The sequence below is a fragment of the Methanolobus sediminis genome, assembly GCF_031312595.1.
Classification (GTDB): domain Archaea; phylum Halobacteriota; class Methanosarcinia; order Methanosarcinales; family Methanosarcinaceae; genus Methanolobus; species Methanolobus sediminis.
Map to the genome: position 1 here is coordinate 621,428 of NZ_CP133592.1, position 22,399 is coordinate 643,826.

Genomic DNA, 22,399 nt, shown 5'->3' on the forward strand with positions numbered 1-22,399 from the left:
ATTCGTTATTTAGTTATCCTGTGTACAAACAGAATACAACAATACACTAATTTCTGAAAAACTAAATTACTTTCTGGTTGATTGAAATGAAGTATTTATTTGACACAAATGTTCTTTTGAAAAACCCAGCATTGCTAAGAGATTACTCAGACAGTGTTGTAATCTCACCTACGGTTTTTGATGAACTTGACTATCGAAAACGTTTCCCTGAACATCAAGAAAACTCACAACTTTCGATAAAACACATTAATCATTATCGAATCAAAATTCTTGAAAAATCCAATTCTAATAGTAAATCGAGTAATGATCAAAAAATAGTAAACGAAGTTTTAGCATACAAAATAGATCAAATTTCGATTGTCTCAGATGATGAAGGAGTACATGTTCTTGCCAGGAATAAAAATATACGCTGTATTAGCTTAGCTGCATTCCAAAAAGAAATGCTTGATTTAACAGATGTTCCTAATGAAAATGATATTACTTTTTTTAAGATGGTACAAGAAGGAAAGCTGAAAACTGCTACCGATTATCATACAAGCCACAAAATAAATCCTAATTTTATTGGCGAGGATAACCTTACACCACTTATTCATTTTGTCAGAAAAAGGGATTTTGAAAAAGTAAAATATTGGTCATCATTACAAAGTTGTGACTTAGATAAATACGATAAGGGGAAATTCCCAATGCCGCCTTTTATGCATGCTTCTCAGAGAGGTTGGCTAAAAGGATTACGATATCTCATTGAAAAAGGAGCTAATCCACATCTTCTCTCCATTGGAAAGAATAAAGGAAATAGTGCGTTGCTTATTGCTGTTTGGGATGGACGTTATGATATCGTAGAATATCTAATTGAAAACAAGAATTTGAAAATAAGCATAAACCAAGTGGATGGAAACGGATTTACCCCTATGATGAAAGCTGCTATCAAAGGGCAGACAAAAATTGCTTATTATCTTGCAAAACACCCAGGTCTTGACCTGTTAATACGTGATCGAAATAGCAAATCAGCATTAGATCATGCTCAAGAAAATGGTCATTCAGAAATTGAGAAAATAATAAAGGAATACAATCACAATGACCAATAAAGCTGGATGTTTGAGTAACCAGATTGAAAGAATTTGCATATCAGTTAACATGCAATGTAACTATGCATGCAAATATTGCTATTTTTTTAACAGGGATGGGAATACTCTTTCTAAATCATGCCTTAATGAAGCAGAAATATATTCTATACTTGAACGATGTTTTGATTATCATAGAAATAACAAAATTTCAAAGATAATAAAAGTCAATTTTGTAGGTAGTGGTGAGCCATTAATAAATTGGAAAGAAATTTCTGCAGCTGTCGCAACATTTTGGGAAAATCACCCAGAACAAGATAATATTTCATTTTATATAGTCACGAATGCCTCGCTAGTAACCCGGGAAATTGCTAACGAAATGAAATTACTAAAAATAACTCCAAGTGTCTCACTTGATGGTCCTAAAGAAATTCATGATTCAAACAGAATTTTACGTGATGGAAAAGGAACCTTTGAGATTACAATGAAAGGTATTTCAATTCTACAAGATACCGGATTTGATGTAGCTATTAATTCTACTCTATCCAAAAAATTAGAGGAGAATCTAGGATTATTCTTTGATTTTGTAATAGAGCACAGCTTCACGAAAGTCATATTTGACCGTATGGTTGATGTTCCTGCTGAAGTAGACTCGATATCATATAATGAGTTCTATATATTTTTAGAGAAAGTTGATGATTATTTAGAGAAACATAACATCAAGAATATTGAAATTGGCAATCTTGAAGCATATAGCAGAAACATTGCAGGCGTACCTGATAGAGTTTGTACAATGTTTGGTGGTAGTTGTGGAGCAGGTACGAACTTTTTGATTTACATGGGTACAGATGTTTATCCATGTGGAAGAATGTTTGGTGATGATTATTGGCTACTTGGAACGATTTCAGATGAAATAGAAAGTATTAGCAAAAATATGCTAAATAAAATACCACAAAGAACGGACTGCTCTTCGTGTAAAGTACATAATTACTGTATTCGAGATTGTATTTTTGACTACTTCAATGAGAGCTATAGGTGCGATAGCCGAAAAGAATTCATCGCTAATTTTTCAAATAAATAACAGTAGAGGGGAACTTATGATTATAGGACTGTATGGAATATCCGGATGTGGGAAAACATCTCTTTGTAAGTTAATTGAAAAATATACAGATTTATTTAGAATGATTGATGGATCTGTTTTAATGGAAGAAATCATTCCAGGAGGAATTTCTGCATTTAAAAAGATGAGTGATACAGACAAATACAAATATAGAGAAATTGTGATTAGAGAAATTGAGTCCAGACACCGGGATTCTTCATATCATACAATTGTTACGGGTCATTATTCATTTCTCAAGACAGATGGAGAATATGAAATAGCATGGACAGAAGCTGATGGAAAAGTCTATGATCACATATTCTGCATCAAAGATTCAGCATCAGAAATAAAAGAACAATGCATAAATGATAGTAATAGAGTTCGTATTAATCATCCAGTTTCAAAATTAGAACAATGGCAGAATTTAGAATGTGAAAAACTCGAAGAAAAATGTAGGTTAAAAAATATACCATTTTCCTTGATCACATCGCATGAAATCGATAATAGACTAATTGAGTTTTATGAAATATTATCAAAATATAGAATCATCAAGTTATGCGAAGAACTAAAACCAGACAGCAATAAAAAATATTCAATATTTGATTGTGATGGCACTCTGTTTTCAGGTGATAGTCTCGATTATCTATCTGACTCAGAATATATGAATAAAAAGAAAATCCGTTCTATTTTTGAAAAAAATGGAGATTACTGCTTTAAGTCGTTCTTTGAAATCGCACAGTACTATTCCCAAGTCCCTTTTGAAATAATGCAGAATTTTATAGACCATGCTTCCAAGACAATTACACTGAATCCAGACATGTTTGACATTTTAAGAAATCAGGAGTATGATAGGCAACTCATATGGATTACTTCAGGGTTTCCTGAAATATGGGAACTAATAGCCCATAAATATGAATTAGAAGTAACAATCGTCGGTGGAAATAATCTATTAAGAAGTGACTTTATCGTCAGCAACGAAGAAAAAGAATTGTTAGTTCAAACATTAGTCGAACAGGGTGCAGAAGTATCTGCTTACGGAGATTCGATGGTAGATGCAGGAATGTTGAAAAATGCACAACAAGCATTTTTAGTAATGGGAAAAAAAAAGCGATCTATGCTTAATGAGTATTTATCAAAGCATGATAATTTATCATATATATACTTGTTGCAGAATGATACTTATGAGGTGAGTGAATGATCACAAACCTAGAAAGTAGCAGTGCCGCAGTAAAAATTATCTCTACACAGTCCCGACGTGCGGACCTAACTCCGGTACTTCTTGAAGGAATGCATCGTAAATTGGGGCAATTACTTAGCTATGAATTTGTAAATACTTTAGACCTTGAACAAGTAGAAATAAATCACGTGCAAGGTAGAAAAAGGGGCATTAGTGTTTCATCTAAAGAGTTCACTTTAATTTTAGTAATGATGAGATCAGGACTTTATGTCGCAGAGGGATTTCGAGAAATCCTTGATTCACACTCTAGGCTTGAATTCATTTCCAATAAAGATGATGTACTTAAAATCTGTTCAAAATATAACCTTTCAATGACAAACATTGTTATTGTTGATTCAGTAATAAACACAGGAAAATCAATATCCAATGTACTTGAGGAACTTCCATCTTACAAGAGTTTGACTGTAGTTTGCCAAGTAATGTATTCTGGTTTTGCGGAATCAGATCTTGTACAGAACTCAAATGTTAATTTTATAACTTGCCGAATATCAGATAACTTCTATGTAGGTCATGGTAAAACCGACACAGGTAACCGGCTTTTTGGTCACATTCCAGATCAGGTGTCAAATAGTTAAATAAATGTAATGCAGTTTGGTGTCAATGAAGAATGCGGTATTAAGTATTTTTCACCTCATAAACCTGCACCAAACCCCAATTAACTTATTTCACATATATTCACTCTGTATCCTCAAAACATCTTTACTGTCCTTAGCCTGAGAATACTCCTCAAGTGGTTCATGATTTAGTTCCAGGAAAGTGTGTCCCCAGTTGAACTTGGACATTATTTTCTCTGCCTGCTGCTTGTTCCCAAGGATGTAAAGTGCAGCGGCAAATGCTTCCACTGAAGTCAGTTTGAACGGCCTTCCGAAATTCACGGGGTTTGCAGCTACAAGATAGGGCAACGCACGGTGTTCCAGCCTCATTTTAAGGAGCTTCGGGAACACTCTTTCAACTTCCTCCCATGAGCAATCCAGAACAGTAATACCTTTTTTGGTGCTATCCTCAGGTGAAAGAGCTTTTTCAGCCATCGGGTCCAGCAAAATAGAACGGGATGGAATTCTTTCGATCTTCTCTGAAAGATTCACAAGTCCGAATTTTGCCATTTTTTTGCCAGTACACTTTTTTGGGTCACACTGTTTTGCGTGATAAAGGAAGAGTTTAATGTCTTTTTCATCAGCTTGTATCATGTGGGAAAAAGCGTCATGATGCTATAAATTATTGTTCTGTGAATAATTTAACACAGAAATAATATAGATATGTATTTATATTTTTGAGTCATATTTAGTGATAAATATACAATATTTACACTAAGCGGATTGATCGACATTTGAATGGTACATAAATTTCGATCATCAATCGAGGCATTTTATGACAGCAATAATTTTCACAATCGTTTCTGGGAAGGGTGGTGCAGGCACAAGCACTGCTGCTATAAATCTTGGTGCCGCTCTGGCAGGGTTCGCAAAAAGAACTCTGGTTATCGATGCTGATATAGGAATGCCCACTATTGGGCTGATGTTAGGGCTTGAAACGTCAAAAGCGACTATTCATGAAGTGCTTGCGGGCAGCGCAGAACTTAAAGATGCTATATATGATGGACCTAACAATATGCATATTATTCCAGGAAGTATCTCACTTCAGAGTTTTGTTAATGCGAATGTAGATATCATAGGGGACATCGTGGAAAGTGTCAAAGAAACGTATGACTACATTATACTTGATTCGGCTACCGGGATCAATAAGAATTCACTACTGGCAATATCCATGGCAGATGAAATAATCCAGCTTGTAAATCCAGATCTAATATCACTTGCCGGTGCAATGAAGATCAAAGCTATTTCTGACAATATGGGCAAGCAGTTCAGAGGAGTGATACTAAACAGGACCGGCGTCACCCCTAACGAGATCAGTGGGGAAAAAATAGAAAGCACTCTTGGACTCAAGATATTGGCAAGCTTGCCTGAAGATAGACACGTGAAGAACTCGTTGGCATTCAAAGCTCCAGTGCTCATTAAATATCCGGTTTCTCAGGTAAGTGTGAACTTCAACCGTTTGGGTGCTGAAATTGCAGGCATCAAAGCTTCAGAAGAAATGCTTAGTAAAGTACCGGAAAAGAAAAAGAAAGCAAGAAAGTTCTCTCTTGCTAAAAATAAGAAATAGTCCGGGTGTGAAAATGAATAAAATGCCGGAAACTATCAATCAAAAAATGAAAGGGATGACCGTCATTACCGGGGGTGGTAATTGTGAGTATAAACAATAATCCTGATGACCGGACAGCAACAACAGAGAATGCAGATGATATCGATACATATCTTCAAACAGAAATTGAAACATCTGAAAATGAAGAGATTCTAGAGGGAATCAAAGAATCTAATGCTAAACCCGAATCCTCTTTAGAGAATACACAAAATGACATCTTATTGGATGACAGTCCCATAGAAGGACCCGTAGAAGATGTAATCCAGGAAGACAGCATAACCGACGAAACGGATGATGCTGAAACTGAAGAGATTCCCATTGAAGAGGAAACAATTTACAGAAAAACAAGCCTATCAGGGTTATCCGGCCATGAAATTGTTGCAGATGATGTACAGGAAGATGAGACTGAATCTCTGGCTGTAGACGAGGATGATGTGATAAGTGAACTTGCAGACCTTATTCTTCCCGATGCAGAGCCAGTAAATATCGCTGATCTGAAAAGCAAGATTGATGACGTTAACATCCCCTCATTCCAAGATAATATAGAAGTAGATAGGGATTCGTTCTGGAAAGACACTATTTTGGAGATATATAAAGAAGAACCCATCGAAGAAGAACTGTTTGTAGAAGAGGAAAAAGGCGAGTCTATCCTTGACCGCATCAACAAACTATTACCATCAACGAAGATCGAACTGGAACCGTATAATGTTGTGGAGCACGGACCAATAGTAGACCTTACAATACCTGAGGGTAGCCCTTACAAAGAAGTCGAACTGTATGAAGTAAATCCACTCTATGCATATGTAAGAATTGCATATGATCCGGAAGCACATGAATATCAGTATCAAGTGATCGAATCTGTGCTAACTGAAAAAGAGCGGGAGCTGCTTGAAACTATCAAACTTAAATTCATTGAGACACTGGATGTAAATCTTAAGGAAATATCCCGTAAGAATGCAGAGGAATTCCTGAGAGATAATGTTGGTAAATATCTGCAGGAATTCAAGATAGATATCTCTCCAAGAAAACGTGAAAGAATAATGTACCACATTGTCCGTGACTATGTCGGGTACGGAGAGATCGATGTCCTCATGAGAGATCCAAACCTGGAAGATATTTCCTGTGACGGACCTAACACTCCGGTGTATATTTATCATAAAGAATACAACTCAATTCCAACTGACATTGTGTTCCCTTCCGATAATATTCTGGATTCTTTTGCCATACGGATAGCACAGATATGTGGCAGACACATATCCATTGCAAGGCCACTACTTGATGCTACGATGCCTGACGGTTCACGTATCCAGATGACCCTTGGACGTGAGATCACAACCCGTGGAACTACTTTTACCATCAGGAGATTCAAGGATAATCCGATCACTCCTGCCAACCTTATAGAGTATCACACATTCTCAACAGCCATGATGGCCTATATGTGGCTGGCTGTAGAATCGAATAAGAGCTTGGTGTTTGCAGGAGGGACCGCATCCGGTAAAACTACTGCTATGAATGCAGTCTCGCTTTTCATCCTGCCGGAAATGAAAATAGTTTCCATTGAGGATACAAGGGAACTGAACCTTTCACATCCAAACTGGATCCCTGGTGTTACCAGACAGGCATTTACCGGAGACGACAAAGGTTCTATCGAAATGTACGAACTCCTCAGGGCATCTCTCAGACAAAGACCAGAATACATCCTTGTGGGTGAGGTACGAGGTGCTGAAGCCTATGTACTGTTCCAGGCAATGTCTACAGGACACACTACATTCTCAACAATGCATGCCGATTCTGTACAGTCGGTCGTACACAGACTGGAAAATCCACCTATCAATGTTCCAAGGATTATGATACAGGCACTTGATCTTGTGGCAATCCAGGTGCAGGTAAAGGTTGGTGATGAGCGTGTCAGAAGATGCAAGAGTCTTACAGAGATAGTTGGTGTAGACCCAAGGACCGGTGAATTACTTACAAATGATGTCTTCGTATGGGACGCTGCACGCGACATGTTCCAGTATTCCGGACGTTCTTATATTATTGAGAGTGTTATGGAAAGCCGCGGATGGGCTGAAGAGAAGGTTCGTGACGAGCTTAAGCGTCGGCAGGACATACTTGAATGGACGCGGGAAAAGAAAATCACTCATTTCAAGGACTTTGCGAAGATCGTCATAGGATATAACCGTGAACCGGAAATGATAATGAAACTCGTAAGGCAGGAATTGCATGGCTAATCCGTATTTTATCTTTGCTTACAATCTTTTTGGAAAATACTATGAGAAAAAAAGGGTTGAATTTTTCGGCCTGCGTCATAATCTCCTGAAGAACAGGTTAGACTTGGCTTTTGATGTGTACATGTCCGCTGCACTCCTAAGTTCTCTCCTGTCCGCACTGGTAGCTTTACTTGGTATTTCTTTCCTTTTTGTGATATTTGGTGTTCCCGATGTACAACCAACCAGAATTATGATTCCTGTATGGATGACACCATATCTCCAATATAAGTCCATTGTGCTAGGTGTGTTTTTCGCAATAATGTTTACAGTTGTGGTGTTTGCGATCGTTTATAAGCTATTCCTTGTGTACCCGGCCATAATGGCAGGCGACAGGAAAAGAAGAATCGATACAATGCTCCCGTATGCTGTAAACTATATGTCAGCTATGTCAGGTGCAGGAGTTCTTCCGGTAGATCTTTTCAGATCACTTGCAAACAATGACATCTATGGGGAAATGGCAGTCGAATGCAGATATCTTGTACGTGACCTTGAAATCCTGGGTAAGGATCTTGTGACTGCTATGAAGAATCTTTCTGTGACAACACCATCAACAGCATTGCAGGATTTCATGCAGGGTGCTATCACGGTGGTAGCCTCTGGTGGACAACTTGAACCGTACTTCGAGATCAAGACTGAACAGTATATTATGGAGAACCGTCAGAACCAGAAGGAATTCCTGGAAACTCTTGGCCTTCTGGGAGAAACATATGTAACGGCTTTTGTTGCCGGTCCGCTTTTCCTTGTGGTTGTGATTTCTATTATGTCTATCATGGGAAGCGCACAAATGATTTTCCTGTACATCATAATCTATGCCCTTATCCCTATTGGCAGTATTATGTATGTCATTCTTATCAGTATGATGACTCCGGAGGCCTAATATGAAATTAGCCGATTTTTTGAATCTCAACACAGAAGATCAGGACATGCTTACGGAAGAAGAATTAAGGGAGCTGGAAGACAACCTGATCAGTTCAAAAATGGAGAAAGCAACGAAGAATGTAATAATAAAGGAATTCATGAAGGATCCTTTAAATACACTATATACATATCCCGAATATTCATTTGCCATTAGCGTGCCTACTGCAATGGTCTTTTTTGCAATTGGCATGATAGCTACATGGGGCACTCCGATCATAGATGACGTGATAATCTTTTCAGTGCTTATTTCTATTACACTTCCTGCATTTACGTTCCATAAGAAATACAAGAGAACGGATACTATCGAAGAATATTTGCCTACTTTCCTAAGGGATGTTTCCGAAATGAGCAGGGCAGGACTTACTCTTCCAAGAGCAGTAAACACTGTTGCAAAAGGAGAATACGGGGCCCTTACAAAGGAAGTTCAGACCATGGATGCTTCAATGTCCTGGGGTGTTTCTTTTGAAGAATCACTACAGACCTTTGCAAAAAGAGTACCAACCCCTATTATAGTAAGATCTGTTTCACTTATCACACAGGCAAGCAAAGCTGGAGGCCGTGTTGTTTCTGTTCTTGAGGCCGCTGCCCGTGATGCAAGGGAAGTTAAACTGCTGGAACGTGAGAGACGTGGTAACATGATGGTATATGTGGTTATCAGTTACATGTCATTCTTTGTGTTCCTTTTTGTAATAGGAATGCTCACATCAACCTTCGTACCCACCATGGCAGAAGCCGGAAAGGCTGCACAGGCTGCCGGTGCTGGAAGTCAGTTTATTGGTGCATTTGATCCGGCAAAATACACACGCCTCATGATGCATACTGGTGTTATACAGGGATTTATGAGCGGACTGGTGGCCGGACAAATGGGAGAAGGTTCCGTATTCCAGGGCCTGAAACATTCAATAATCCTTACCCTGATAGCATGGATGGTATTCACTTTCGTGATCTAAAACCAATATAATAAAAGAAAATAAAATGATTTAAGGAAGGCTTATTCTATTTTAGAATAAGCTTCCAGTGCTTTTTTTCTTACATCTGTAAAAAGATCGTTCTCGTGAGAATCTATTCCCACAACCAGAGGACCAAAATTCTTCACTTTCAGTTCCCATACGGCTTCGGGCATCCCGAGATCAAGCCAGTGAACTGTATTTACTTTTTCAATGCTCATAGCTGCAAGGGCTGCACATCCTCCCGTAAATGCCAGATAGACAGACTTTCCTTTCATGGCTCCTGTTACGTTATCCATGCCACCTTTTCCCACAAATGCACGCACGCCGTGAATATCAAGGAGTTTAGGTGTCATTTTAGACATCCTTGCACTGGTAGTTGGTCCGGCTGCAACAACTTCCCAGTCATCATCTTTTCCTTTCATGAGGGGACCGCAATGGTAGATTACCGCACCTTCAAGGTCAAATGGAAGTTCCTTCTTTTCCTCTGCCATTTCAAGAATCCTTGCATGGGCTTCATCCCTTGCAGTGTAAACAGTCCCGCTGAGATAAACAATGTCACCTGCTTTCAGTTTATCAACATCTTCTTTTTTCAGTGGTGTATTTAGCCTGTATTCCATTATTCATCACCACCAAGGACAACTGAAGCATGGCGATTTGCCCAGCACTGTATATTCACCGCAACAGGGAGAGATGCCGTATGACAGTGTGCTTTTTTAATGTGAACTGCTAAGGCGGTTGTTTTCCCTCCAAGTCCCATTGGTCCTATTCCCAGTGAATTTATGTCTTCAAGAAGAGCTTTTTCTTCTTCGGTCATCTCATCAACTTTCTCAAGCAGGGCGGACTTAGCAAGTCTTGCAGCTTTATCAAATGAACCACCAATACCCACACCTACAACAACCGGAGGACATGGTTTTCCACCTGCGTTAAGAACTGTTTCAAGCACAACGTTGCGTATGCTGTCCTTTTCAGTAGGATTGAGCATTTTTATGGAACTCATGTTCTCAGAACCTGCACCCTTCGGTGCCACGGTTATTTTTATGCTGCTACCGTCCACAAGTTCGTATTTTATATCAGGAATCCCGTTTCCGGTGTTATTTCCACTGTTACTTCGGGTTAACGGATCAACAGCATTAGGACGTAATGGTATAGATGCAGTTGCTTTTCTCACACCCTCAAGAATAGCATCTTCCAGCCTGAAGTCCATTCTGGAATCACGACCGAGTTCTACAAAGAATATCAGTATGCCGGTATCCTGGCACATGGGCACCTTTTTCTTTGCTGCGATCCCTATATTTTTCAGGATAGCTTCAAGCTGCTCTTTTGCAATAGGAGACGTTTCCTCAGATGCAGCTTTTTCTAATGCATCAACAACATCCTGTGGCAGTACGGTCTCAGCCTCTTCTAGAATATTAACAACAGCAGATACAACAGTATCATAATCAATGGAACTTGACAAAAAAGATCACCTTTGGTGTGGTGCGGGAGAAGGGATTCGAACCCCCGAACGCCTGCGCGAGCAGATCTTGAGTCTGCCACCGTTGGCCACTTGGTTACTCCCGCACTTGAGATTAACGATACCAGTATTGCCGTATTTATTATAAATTTAACTGTTGCAGGATATGAACATCCAAATCTGTGAAAGTATACAACAAGTGATAATGATTGAAAGGAGCCTAATATAAACGGAAAAACAAACCTTGATTCAACAATTATAGATTAAGGTCGGAAGTATAAAAGAGGTGGCCAGCGAACGGAGTATTCGCTGACATTAGTTAAAAGGTTTTTTGATGCTTAGAGGTTAACTTATCCATTTCAGATAAGACCTAACAACTGTGAGATTTTAAGGATAACGTTTGCCACAGTATATGTGATGCTGTTCATAAGACCTACAGGTTCAATGACAATATCACCATTATCTTTTGCTTCAATGAAAGTTTCAAGCGGAGTTTCAGAATCCATTATACTTCTTACAGTGGCCTCACTGGTACCGATGATCATGGTAGCATCAAAATCATCATCTGCTGATACTTCTTCAAAGAGAGTTACATATGCGTCTTCAGTGACGGCTTTTATGTAAATTGTATTACCCGAATCATCCACGATGACAAGTTTTATCACTTCATCCCCAAGCAGACTTTTGAGAGAAGAAGACAGGTTCTCTGAATTTGCATTATATTCATTGACTTTTATTTCGAGATCACTGACTATATCCGCACTTGCTACCGGCATGAACAACATCAGTAGCATTAAAAGAATTATTATTTTTTTCATTTTGTCCCTCCCGTACAAAATAATCTCCTCATTAACAGAGCAATAGGTTAATGTGAACATTGTAAACCACATAATGTCACAGATAACTGAAAAATGAATAACATACCAGTGTACGAAAATCTATTATTTCCAGCCATTAGATCACCCATTAATTGTACATATAATATATTGAATACAATTATAGTTATAGTTGTCTGTAACCTGATATGCAAGAATATTTTTTGCAGGAAAACAGTTTTAAGAACATAAGCATAATTGCATCTTCAATAGGGTGATTTCTAATGGGCGAGATTGTAGTAAGCGATGCCATGAGGGACTATTTTGAAGAGCTTGAGTCCAATCTCCACAAAGAAATAGAAATCGCCAATCGCGCACGTTCTAAAGGCAAAGACCCTAAACCGCATATTGAAATTCCACTTGCAAAAGACCTTGCAGACAGGGTAGAGAATCTCATAGGCGTAAAAGGGGTTGCAGAGCAGATCCGTATATTTGACGAAACGATGTCACGTGAAGAAGGAGCTCTTGCTATCGGAAAAGCCGTTGCTGAGGGTGCTGTCGGTACATTTGATTCAAAGGAAGAAGCAATTGAAGCCGCTATCCGTGTGTCCGTTGCAATGCTCACCGAAGGTGTGGTAGCAGCGCCAATAGAGGGAATCGACAAAGTCACACTTGGAAAGAACGATGACGGAAGCGAATACATCAGGATATTTTACTCGGGACCGATACGCAGTGCAGGAGGTACTGCACAGGCACTGTCTGTTCTTGTAGGAGATTATGTTCGCCGTGCAGTAGGAATTGAAAGGTACAAACCACGAAAGGAAGAAGTTGAACGATACGTGGAAGAGATCCTGCTTTACAGGCGTGTGGCAACTTTACAGTATACTCCTTCCGAATCAGAGATCAGACTTATCGTAGAGAATTGTCCGATCTGCATAGATGGCGAACCCACCGAAGCCGAGGAAGTTGAAGGTTACAGGAACATGGACAGGATAGAGACCAACAGGGTTCGCGGTGGTATGTGTCTTGTGCTTGCAGAAGGTCTGGCACTGAAAGCCCCAAAGGTCCTGAAGCATGTTAATAAACTTGAGATGGATGGATGGGACTGGCTCAACACACTTATAGCCGGAACAAAAAGTTCAGGTGATGACGACGGTGGTTTTGTGGGTGTCAAACCCAAGGATAAATATCTACGTGACCTGATAGCAGGAAGACCTGTATTCTCTCACCCCATGCGACCGGGTGGATTCAGACTCCGCTATGGCAGGTCAAGAAACACCTCCTTTGCTGCCGCAGGAATAAGTCCTGCCAGCATGTATATTATGGACAGCTTTATCGTTTCAGGCACGCAACTTAAAGTTGAAAGACCTGGAAAAGCTGCAGGAATGGCACCTGTTGACAGTCTGGAAGGGCCAACTGTGAGACTGAGATCAGGCGATGTAATAAGAGTGGATGATGAACAGGAAGCTATCGAGATTCATCCTGAAGTTGAAACCATTATAGATATCGGTGAGATCCTTATTAACTACGGTGACTTCCTTGAGAACAACCATCCTCTTGTGCCTTCATCATATTGTTTTGAGTGGTGGATACAGGAATTTGAAAAAACAGTTGAAAATTCACCTTACTCAAGAGACGAACTTAAAGAGCCATCACAGGAACTTGCACTGGAACTAAGTGAAAAATACAATGTTCCACTACATCCTGCCCATACACACCTGTGGCATGACATATCGGTGCAGGAATACGAAACACTTGCATTATTTGTATCAGAGAATGGAGTTCTTTCCCCGGATTCAAAGGTACTTGAACTTCCACTTACCCTAACCAGAGATTCCGGAATAAAAACAATCCTTGAACATCTCCTTGTCCTGCACAGACTGAATGACGGGAAGATCATCATAGAAAATCCCTTGCCATTCATCAGATGTCTGGGACTGGACACAGACCTTCAGAAAAAATGGGCTTCTTTGCCGGAAGAACTTACAGAAACTGTACCGGTGGTCAATGAACTCAGTGGCCTTATTGTAAGAGAGCGCGCACCAATAAGAATTGGTGCAAGGATGGGACGTCCTGAGAAATCCAATAAGAGAAAAATGTCCCCTGCTCCTCATGTATTGTTCCCTATCGGAGATTCTGCAGGAAATACACGAAAAATGGAGGCTGCCGCAGGCTACATATCTTCGCTGAACAGCAAGGTTGGACAGATACGTGTTGAGATAGGTAATAGAGTATGCCCTGCCTGTGGAACGGATACTTTCCTTTACCGCTGTGACTGTGGAGAATTCACAGTACCCAAGCTATTCTGCCCGAGATGTGGAATTTCAGCGCAGAAAGAGGAGTGTCCGAAGTGTGGTTCTAAAACTACATGCGTGAAAATGCAGAATATCAATTTCAAGGAGATTTATCAGGCTGCCTTTGCAAAAGTCGGTGAACGTGAGAACATCGAGGTAAAAGGTGTCAAGAGAATGATGTCAGGAACAATGACTCCCGAACCTCTTGAAAAAGGTATCCTGCGCGCAAAACATGACCTTTATACGTTTAAGGACGGGACTGTCAGGTATGATATGTCCGATATTCCGCTTACACATATTCGTGCCGATGAGCTTGGAATTAAAGTAGAGAAACTGATTGGAATTGGCTATACAGAAGATATCTATGGAAATAAACTGGAAAGGGACGACCAGGTTGTCTGCCTGAAAGTTCAGGACCTTGTAGTTTCCTACGATTGTGGCCAGTACCTTCTACGAACCACGAAGTATGTCGATGACCTACTTGAGAAATATTATGGTGAGGAGCCGTATTATAAAGCTGAGAAGCTTGAAGACCTTGTAGGAGTAATGCTAATGGGACTTGCACCTCACACTTCTGCAGGTGTGCTTGGAAGACTTGTTGGTTTTACAAAAGCATCAGTCGGTTATGCGCATCCTTTCTTCCATGCAGCTAAAAGAAGGAACTGTGACGGTGATGAGGACTGTGTCATGTTGCTCATGGACGGTCTTATTAATTTCTCAAGGGATTACCTTCCTGAAAAGAGAGGAGGTAAGATGGACGCTCCGCTTGTGCTTACCACACGTCTGGACCCCAGTGAAGTTGACAAGGAGGCACACAATATAGATGTGTGCGATCACTATCCGCTTGAGTTCTACGAAGCCAGCCAGAAATATACAAATCCTAAGGAACTGGAATCCACATTTGACCTTATAAGTTCAAGGCTGGGAACTCCTGACCAATATGAGCACTTTATGTATACTCACGATACAACCGATATTGCCGCAGGTCCGCTTAACAGTGCTTACAAGACACTTGGCAGTATGGTAGAGAAAATGGATGCTCAGCTTGCTCTTGCCGATAAGATACGTGCGGTCGATGCTCCTGATGTAGCTGAAAGGGTTCTTATTTCACACTTCCTGCCGGACATGTTCGGTAACCTCAGGGCATTTTCAAGACAGGGAACAAGATGCCTGAAATGCGCTGCAAAATTCCGCAGACCCCCGCTTACGGGAATTTGTCCGAAATGCGGCGGAAGGGTCATACTTACAGTTCACGAAGGTGCTGTGAAAAAGTATCTTGAGGTCTCAAAGAAAGTGGCTCATAACTACAACGTTTCCAGTTATACCAAGCAGAGAATAGATTTGCTGGGCCTGGACATGCAATCACTCTTTGAGAATGATAAATCAAAACAGACCGGACTGCTGGAGTTTATGTAAGCAGCCGGCAGCGATTATATTAATAGTTATTCTTTGGTCTGTTCACCAATTTCCAGGCCAATAGCATTTATTTCATGGATCAGTTCTTTAAATCCTGTTATTTCAAATTCAAGAACTTCCTCTTTGCTAAGACCAATAGACATTTCACCATCATATGTAAGCATGTCCGGACCCCTGCGCACAAAACGAGACACACCGTCACGGGACAGAACTGAAGTTGATTCGGGGTCGTGTACAAATGCTCTTCCCGGGATAATCACAGTCTGCTTTACATCCGTAAGGTCCAGCTTTTCCACATCTTCAATGGTTATCAGACAACCTATATCTTTATCCACGGCAACTACGTTGACAGCACTGCCAAGTTTTGTGAACACTTCCTGAAGCCTGTCCTTTGAAGCACGGCTGGTAAGTATTGTTGCATCCTTGCGAATCTCAGGAAGTCTCGCAAGAGCATCCGGTTCATTCCTGATAGCATACGGAGAGCCGATAAGCGGATCTTCAAGTGGTGTTCCTGTTATGCGGAGATTATATTTTGCATCGGCATCCCTTACGATCTTCACGAATTCTTCAATGCTGTGGGTTTCAATTCCTTCCATTACAGGAGCATTGTTCAGTATGAGACCTTCTTCTGTCTTGTTGGCAAAGCGCATGAGTATAGCTCCTTTGGCACCCATTTCTTCCAGGTCGCCAAGGGTTTTGTCAAGTACTTCACCGTCGTTAACTCCGGGAATCAGAACAATAGCTGCGTAGACATCACAATGCTGGCAGAACTGGCGCAATACTTTCAGTGCGGCTTCTGGCTCAGGGTCACGCATGTATTGTCTTCGCAGTTCCGGGTCTGTTGCAAATACTGTGAATGAAACTTCGGTGACTCCGTATTCAATGAAGAACTCTGCTTCGTCACCATTGCTGAAACCTTTTCCACTGGTATATCCCAGATGTATCGGAAGGCCGAACTGGGCAATGTTAGCCACCAGCTCCATAAGATCCGGATAACAGCTTACATCACCTCCACCGCTTATGGTGATCTTGTCAATATTATCACCTGCCATCATAAGACGCTGGTACAGGTCCTGGAACACATATTGCCCGGGTTTGAAACCGGAATAAGATTCCCTTACACCTCTGGTGCAGTAATCACAACCCTTTTTGAAAGGGAAACAGTATTTACAGCCAAATGGAGGGTTCTCTTTAACTTTCTTAAAATAACAGTATGTGCAGAAGCCTTTGCAATCTATTCCGGGATTGCCTCCTACGTCAGCAGTGATCTCCATAGAACGAGATACATATTATATAGGTACTTAAAGGTTTGCGGTTATTCTTTTAATATTTAGTCATATTCCGGAGGATGGACCTTTAGTACATACTACAAAATAGAATGCGGAATTTTAAGAAATAATTCTGATATTTAAGCTTTGTCAAATTAAGGGCGAATTCAATACTTGCTCAATTATATTAATATTCGATTTATGCTTGCGGTTGATGATTGCGAAATTGTTGTGAAACGATGCAAAAGGTTTAAACGTCATTGTTGCTTAATAATTCCGAGAATTCCCAGTGGAAAGTTTTCGTACGGAAAATTACTATGTGGTACAAAGTAATTGACTTTCATTCATTCATTCATCTGTACGTTTCCAAAATGGGTGATTTCTGAATAGAAACATAGGAGGAAAATATACGTGTCTGATAAAATAGACATTTACGACGACAGAGGTAAACTGTTGGAAAGCGGCGTTGATCTTACAGCTATTGCGCCAACAAGGAACGCAGCGATTCAAAACATCATCAAAGATACAAAGAGGACAGTTGCTGTAAACCTCGCAGGTATCGACAAAGCACTCAAGACCGGTTCAATGGGTGGATCTAAAAAGCAGATCCTCGGTAGAGAACTTGACTACGACATCGTAGGCAACTCCGGTGCTATCCTTGATGCAGTAAAGAAGCTCATCCAGGTCAGCGATGATGATGACACAGCAGTAACAGAACTTGGTGGCGGAAAGCAGCTCCTTGTCCAGATCCCAAGCGTAAGGACAATGATCGGTGCTGACTTCGTATCTGCAAGCACAGTAACAGGTGCAGCAGTCGTACAGACCATCATTGACATGTTCAACACTGACATGTTCGATGCACCAATCGTAAAGTCCGCTGTATGGGGAAGCTACCCACAGACAATGGACATGAAGGGCGCAAACATCGCATCAATCCTCAGCATTCCACAGAACAACGAAGGTCTCGGTTACTCCCTGAGGAACATCACAACAAACCACGTAGCAGCAATTACCGGTAAGAAGGCAATCAATGCAGCAGCACTTGCATCAATCTTCGAGCAGGTAGGTATGTACGAGATGGGTAACGCTGTAGGACCATTCGAGAGACACCAGTTACTCGGTCTTGCATACCAGGGTCTTAACGCAGGCAACTACGTCTACGACATCGTAAAAGAGAACGGTAAGAGCGGTACAATCGGTACTGTAATCAACTCAACAGTCGAGAAGGCAATCGAAGTCGGTGCAATCTCCGTTGACAAGACAGCTCCATCCGGATACAACTTCTACAAGGCAGACGACGTTTCAATGTGGAACGCAATTGCAGCAGCAGGTCAGCTTGCAGCAACCATGGTAAACTGTGCAGCAGGAAGAGCAGCTCAGAACGTATCATCAACCATTCTCTACTACAACGACATTCTTGAGAAGGAAACAGGTCTTCCTGGTGTCGACATGGGTAGAGCACAGGGTACTGCAGTAGGATTCTCATTCTTCAGTCACTCCATCTATGGTGGCGGTGGACCAGGTATCTTCAACGGTAACCACGTTGTAACCAGGCACTCCAGAGGTTTCGCAATTCCTTGTGTATGTGCAGCAGTCTCACTTGACGCAGGCACACAGATGACCACCATCGAGAAGACATCCACACTTGTCGGTAACGTATTTGGATCCATTCCAGAATTCAAGGAGCCAATCAAGGCAGTGGCAGGTGCACTCTAAGACACAACACCCCTCCTTAAATATCACAGATAATCATAAAGGTAACAAAAATGTCCGATACTTTTTCAGAAGCAAACTTTGTGCAACTTGAAATATTCCCTTCAAGGCTGCTCAAACCCGAAACAGCCCAGAACCTGCTCAGCGAGATCGCTGATGTAGAAGGTATTATCAGGCTGTTTGTCCATGGCCCAAGACTTCCCCAGACCGTTCCTTACGGACCTGCCACAGGAATGCCTGTGAACCATCCCGGGAATGCTGTAATCGAGGTTGCAGGACAGGCAATAGAACTTGCCGTATCCGTAGGCAGCATCCGTATGGAAGTTGTAGACGTAGATGTAAAAGAGCAGGTAAGGGAAGTTTGTGAAAAGGTTCTTACAGTACCATTTGAGTTCAGGGTAGGACATTTCATTCCAACGAGACAGACCGTCAGTGACTATGCAAAGCGTGGAGCTGGTGCCGATCCTCTTATGACCGGAATGACTGACCCTAAAGGAAAACTGAAGAACCAGCCAGTATGCATCCTTAAACCTGATGACTTACCTAATGACATGGAATAAGTGATGGAATGTTCGACCGGGAAACACAGGTTGTAGATTGCAGACACGGAATGGGTCTTGGCCGTGGAGGAGGACTTGCACAACGCGGTACTCTCTCTGAAACAGGAAGACCTGATGTGATCGCAGTTGCAATGAGCCCGGGAAGAAGACATATCACAAAACCAGTATGTGAACTCACATATGGCATGCGTCGTGAGGAAATCCAGGTTAGTGTGCTTGTGCTTAACACCGGTTCAGGTGTTCCGGATACCAACATGGGTTCCGGGTCCTTTGGAATCAGTCCTGAGGAGATAGCACAGATCAACAGACACAAAGTGGCTGTTATCCACACAGGAAACATCAGGGACCATGTGGTTAGAAAAGTAAAGGCAATTCTTGAGCAGGCCGATATTCCAGCAGTAGTTGTTTGTCAGACCCTCGTTGATTTCGAGGATTTTGCATTGGCAGGAATAAAGACAAGGCTTGTAAAACCAAAAGATAGTGATATTTTAGCAAAGGGAAGGGTAATGGAAATTGTGACAGGAGTTACACGAGGCGAATCATGTTCAAGGGAAAAACTGAACGAACTCGTGAAAGCCGTGAAAACCACAATGAGATCATTAGAGAATTAGGAGTGAATAATTATGGCATATGAACCACAATATTATCCAGGAGCAACATCCGTTGCTGAAAACAGAAGAAAACACATGTCTGGTAAAGTCGAGAAACTCAGAGAGATCTCCGACGATGACCTGACAATGATACTCGGTCACCGTGCACCAGGTAGCGACTACCCAAGCACCCACCCACCACTCGCAGAAATGGGTGAGCCAGAGTGTTCAGTCAGAGAAATGGTAGAACCAACACCAGGCGCAAAAGCTGGTGACAGGGTAAGGTACGTACAGTTCGTTGACTCAATGTACAACGGTCCATCAGTACCATACGTAAGATCCTACGCAGCAGCAATCAACTTCAGAGGTGTCGACCCAGGAACACTTTCCGGTCGTCAGGTCGTTGAAGCTCGTGAGAGAGACATGGAAGAGATCGCAAAGTTCCAGATGGAAACCGAGATGACATGTCCAGCACTCGCAAGCCTTAGAGGTGCAACAGTACACGGTCACTCACTCAGACTTCCAGAAGACGGTGTAATGTTCGACATGCTCGACAGGTGCAGAAAAGAAGGCGATGTAATCATTATGCACAAGGACCAGGTAGGAAGACCAATCGACAAGAAGGTAAACCTCGGCAAGCCAATGTCCCCAGAAGAGGCAGCAAAGAGGACAACAATCTACCGTGTCGATAATGTAGCATTCAGAGATGACGCAGAAGTCATTGAATGGGTACACAGAGTATTCGACCAGAGAACCACATACGGATTCAAGCCGGAGAACTGAGGTGATTATAATGGCAGACGATAGAAAGAGAATGTTTGCAAAACACATGGAAATTAAGTACACAAAAGAGCACGGTACTAACAAAATGGAAGGTGGAAAGATCACCGACATGACTGTAGAATACTACAGACTCGGTGTCGATCAGAACCCACGTAAATTAGAAATGAAAAAGGCAGGTCAGGAACTCGCAAAGAAGAGAGGACTTGTCGGTTACAACCCAATGATGCACTGTGGTGGTATACCACTCGGTCAGAGAGCACTCACACCATCTTTCCTTTCCGGAACAGATGACATGGTCGAGATCGATGACCTTCACTACGTCAACAACGCTGCAATGCAGCAGATGTGGGATGACATCAGAAGGACCGTAATTGTCGGTCTGGACATGGCACACGAGACCCTCGAGAAGAGGCTCGGTATCGAAGTCACACCAGAAACAATCAACCACTACCTTGAGACACTCAACCACGCACTTCCTGGTGGAGCAGTCGTTCAGGAACACATGGTCGAGACACACCCAGCTCTTGTAGATGACTGTTACGTCAAGATCTTCACCGGTGACGATGAACTCGCAGACGAGATCGACAAGCAGTTCCTCATCGACATCAACAAGGAGTTCCCAGCAGAGCAGGCAGCTCAGCTTAAGGCAGCAATCGGAAAGAACACCTTCCAGGCAGCACACATCCCAACAATTGTCAGCAGAACCACAGATGGTGGTCAGACAAGCAGGTGGATGGCTATGCAGGTCGGTATGGCATTCATTTCAGCATACAGCATGTGTGCTGGTGAAGCAGCAGTAGCTGACCTTTCATACGCAGCAAAGCACGCTGGTGTTATCCAGATGGGAGAAATGCTTCCAGCAAGACGTGCACGTGCACCAAACGAGCCAGGAGGAATTCCATTCGGTCACATGGCTGATATCATCCAGACAAGCCGCAAGACACCAGAAGACCCAGCAAACGTTACCCTTGAGGTAGTAGGTGGAGCATGTATGCTTTACGACCAGATCTGGCTCGGTTCATACATGTCCGGTGGTGTAGGTTTCACCCAGTACGCAACAGCAGCATACTGTAACAACATCCTTGATGACAACCTCTACTACAACGTAGACTACATCAACGACAAGTACGATGGTGCAGCAACCACAGGTACCGACAACAAGGTAAAGGCAGACCTCGCAGTAGTAAAGGACATCGCAACAGAGTCCACAATCTACGGTCTCGAGAACTACGAGAAGTACCCAACAACCCTCGAAGACCACTTCGGTGGATCCCAGAGAGCAACAAGCCTTTCCGCAGCAGCTGGTTCAGCTGTATCCCTGGCAACAGGAAACGGAAACGCTGGTCTCTCCGGATGGTACCTCTGTATGTACCTCCACAAGGAAGCACACGGCCGTCTCGGTTTCTTCGGATACGACCTGCAGGACCAGTGTGGTGCTACAAACGTACTCTCATACCAGTCCGACGAAGGTCTTGCTCTTGAACTCCGTGGACCAAACTACCCTAACTACGCAATGAACGTAGGTCACCAGGGTGGTTACACAGCTATTGCATCCGCTGCTCACGCAGGACGTGGAGATGCATACGCAGTCAACCCACTCGTCAAGATCTGCTTCGCAGACGACCTCCTCCCATTCGACTTCTCCAAGCCAAGAAAGGAGTTCGCAAGGGGAGCTCTCAGAGAGTTCGAGCCTGCTGGTGAGAGATCACTCATCATTCCAGCAAAGTAATTTTAAAACAAGTGCAGGCTTAATGCCTGCTACTTATTCTTTTT

19 protein-coding genes and 1 tRNA gene are annotated in these 22,399 nt (G+C 42.1%); 14 read left to right on the forward strand and 6 right to left on the reverse strand.

The window, feature by feature from the left end; genetic code table 11:
- Positions 1 to 86: 86 nt before the first annotated feature.
- Genes RE474_RS02810 through RE474_RS02825 form a run of 4 tightly spaced genes read left to right on the forward strand, consistent with a single transcriptional unit; the run spans position 87 to position 3,972 of the window.
- Complete coding sequence (locus RE474_RS02810) at positions 87 to 1,085, forward strand: ankyrin repeat domain-containing protein (RefSeq protein ID WP_309312192.1); 999 nt, start codon at positions 87 to 89, stop codon at positions 1,083 to 1,085.
- Complete coding sequence (locus RE474_RS02815) at positions 1,075 to 2,142, forward strand: radical SAM/SPASM domain-containing protein (RefSeq protein WP_309311474.1); 1,068 nt, start codon at positions 1,075 to 1,077, stop codon at positions 2,140 to 2,142. The genes RE474_RS02810 and RE474_RS02815 overlap by 11 nt, the downstream gene beginning before the upstream one ends.
- A 16-nt stretch (positions 2,143 to 2,158) precedes the next feature.
- Positions 2,159 to 3,358, forward strand: coding sequence for an AAA family ATPase (locus RE474_RS02820; RefSeq protein WP_309311476.1), 1,200 nt, complete (start codon positions 2,159 to 2,161; stop codon positions 3,356 to 3,358).
- Entirely contained in the window at positions 3,355 to 3,972 is a 618-nt protein-coding gene (locus tag RE474_RS02825) for a uracil phosphoribosyltransferase (RefSeq protein ID WP_309311477.1), read from the forward strand. Before RE474_RS02820 ends, RE474_RS02825 begins: the two co-directional genes overlap by 4 nt.
- A gap of 90 nt (positions 3,973 to 4,062) precedes the next feature.
- On the opposite strand, the gene RE474_RS02830 is transcribed toward RE474_RS02825, so the two are convergent.
- Entirely contained in the window at positions 4,063 to 4,584 is a 522-nt protein-coding gene (locus RE474_RS02830; RefSeq protein ID WP_309311478.1) for a DUF367 family protein, read from the reverse strand.
- A 181-nt stretch (positions 4,585 to 4,765) separates the two neighbouring features.
- On the opposite strand from RE474_RS02830, the gene minD reads away from it, so the two are divergent.
- The 4 genes from minD (at position 4,766) to RE474_RS02850 (ending at position 9,734) form a co-directional block, all read left to right on the forward strand.
- The gene (gene minD, locus RE474_RS02835) at positions 4,766 to 5,557 is read left to right on the forward strand and encodes a cell division ATPase MinD (RefSeq protein WP_309311479.1); all 792 of its coding nucleotides are present in this window, start codon (positions 4,766 to 4,768) and stop codon (positions 5,555 to 5,557) included.
- 83 nt (positions 5,558 to 5,640) lie between these two features.
- On the forward strand, positions 5,641 to 7,827 hold the full coding sequence (locus RE474_RS02840; RefSeq protein ID WP_309311480.1) for a type II/IV secretion system ATPase subunit: 2,187 nt from the start codon (positions 5,641 to 5,643) through the stop codon (positions 7,825 to 7,827).
- Positions 7,820 to 8,743, forward strand: a complete 924-nt coding sequence (locus RE474_RS02845) for a type II secretion system F family protein (RefSeq protein WP_309311481.1) — start codon at positions 7,820 to 7,822, stop codon at positions 8,741 to 8,743. Before RE474_RS02840 ends, RE474_RS02845 begins: the two co-directional genes overlap by 8 nt.
- 1 nt (position 8,744) lies before the next feature.
- Entirely contained in the window at positions 8,745 to 9,734 is a 990-nt protein-coding gene (locus RE474_RS02850) for a type II secretion system F family protein (protein ID WP_309311482.1), read from the forward strand.
- A 41-nt stretch (positions 9,735 to 9,775) separates the two neighbouring features.
- On the opposite strand, the gene RE474_RS02855 is transcribed toward RE474_RS02850, so the two are convergent.
- The 4 genes from RE474_RS02855 to RE474_RS02870 form a co-directional block, all read right to left on the reverse strand.
- The gene (locus RE474_RS02855) at positions 9,776 to 10,351 is read right to left on the reverse strand and encodes a FumA C-terminus/TtdB family hydratase beta subunit (RefSeq protein WP_309311483.1); all 576 of its coding nucleotides are present in this window, start codon (positions 10,349 to 10,351) and stop codon (positions 9,776 to 9,778) included.
- Positions 10,351 to 11,190, reverse strand: coding sequence for a fumarate hydratase (locus RE474_RS02860; protein ID WP_309311484.1), 840 nt, complete (start codon positions 11,188 to 11,190; stop codon positions 10,351 to 10,353). Before RE474_RS02860 ends, RE474_RS02855 begins: the two co-directional genes overlap by 1 nt.
- A gap of 18 nt (positions 11,191 to 11,208) precedes the next feature.
- Positions 11,209 to 11,294, reverse strand: a tRNA-Leu gene (locus RE474_RS02865).
- A 252-nt stretch (positions 11,295 to 11,546) separates the two neighbouring features.
- Positions 11,547 to 12,005, reverse strand: coding sequence for a hypothetical protein (locus RE474_RS02870; RefSeq protein ID WP_309311485.1), 459 nt, complete (start codon positions 12,003 to 12,005; stop codon positions 11,547 to 11,549).
- A 281-nt stretch (positions 12,006 to 12,286) separates the two neighbouring features.
- Here RE474_RS02870 and RE474_RS02875 point away from each other — a divergent pair, with 281 nt between their 5' ends.
- The gene (locus tag RE474_RS02875; RefSeq protein WP_309311486.1) at positions 12,287 to 15,712 is read left to right on the forward strand and encodes a DNA polymerase II large subunit; all 3,426 of its coding nucleotides are present in this window, start codon (positions 12,287 to 12,289) and stop codon (positions 15,710 to 15,712) included.
- A gap of 26 nt (positions 15,713 to 15,738) precedes the next feature.
- Here RE474_RS02875 and mmp10 read toward each other — a convergent pair whose 3' ends face one another.
- Positions 15,739 to 16,986, reverse strand: a complete 1,248-nt coding sequence (mmp10, locus tag RE474_RS02880; RefSeq protein ID WP_309311487.1) for a methyl coenzyme M reductase-arginine methyltransferase Mmp10 — start codon at positions 16,984 to 16,986, stop codon at positions 15,739 to 15,741.
- 405 nt (positions 16,987 to 17,391) lie between these two features.
- Here mmp10 and mcrB point away from each other — a divergent pair, with 405 nt between their 5' ends.
- From mcrB to mcrA, 5 genes are read left to right on the forward strand one after another with little or no spacing between them, the layout of a single operon-like run.
- Complete coding sequence (mcrB, locus tag RE474_RS02885) at positions 17,392 to 18,696, forward strand: coenzyme-B sulfoethylthiotransferase subunit beta (RefSeq protein ID WP_309311488.1); 1,305 nt, start codon at positions 17,392 to 17,394, stop codon at positions 18,694 to 18,696.
- Positions 18,697 to 18,746: 50 nt separating this feature from the next.
- Positions 18,747 to 19,253, forward strand: coding sequence for a methyl-coenzyme M reductase operon protein D (gene mcrD, locus RE474_RS02890; RefSeq protein ID WP_309311489.1), 507 nt, complete (start codon positions 18,747 to 18,749; stop codon positions 19,251 to 19,253).
- An 8-nt stretch (positions 19,254 to 19,261) separates the two neighbouring features.
- Complete coding sequence (gene mcrC, locus RE474_RS02895; RefSeq protein ID WP_309311490.1) at positions 19,262 to 19,864, forward strand: methyl-coenzyme M reductase I operon protein C; 603 nt, start codon at positions 19,262 to 19,264, stop codon at positions 19,862 to 19,864.
- Positions 19,865 to 19,876: 12 nt separating this feature from the next.
- Complete coding sequence (gene mcrG / locus RE474_RS02900) at positions 19,877 to 20,626, forward strand: coenzyme-B sulfoethylthiotransferase subunit gamma (RefSeq protein ID WP_309311491.1); 750 nt, start codon at positions 19,877 to 19,879, stop codon at positions 20,624 to 20,626.
- A 10-nt stretch (positions 20,627 to 20,636) separates the two neighbouring features.
- Positions 20,637 to 22,355, forward strand: a complete 1,719-nt coding sequence (gene mcrA / locus RE474_RS02905; RefSeq protein WP_309311492.1) for a coenzyme-B sulfoethylthiotransferase subunit alpha — start codon at positions 20,637 to 20,639, stop codon at positions 22,353 to 22,355.
- The last annotated feature ends 44 nt before the right edge of the window (positions 22,356 to 22,399 follow it).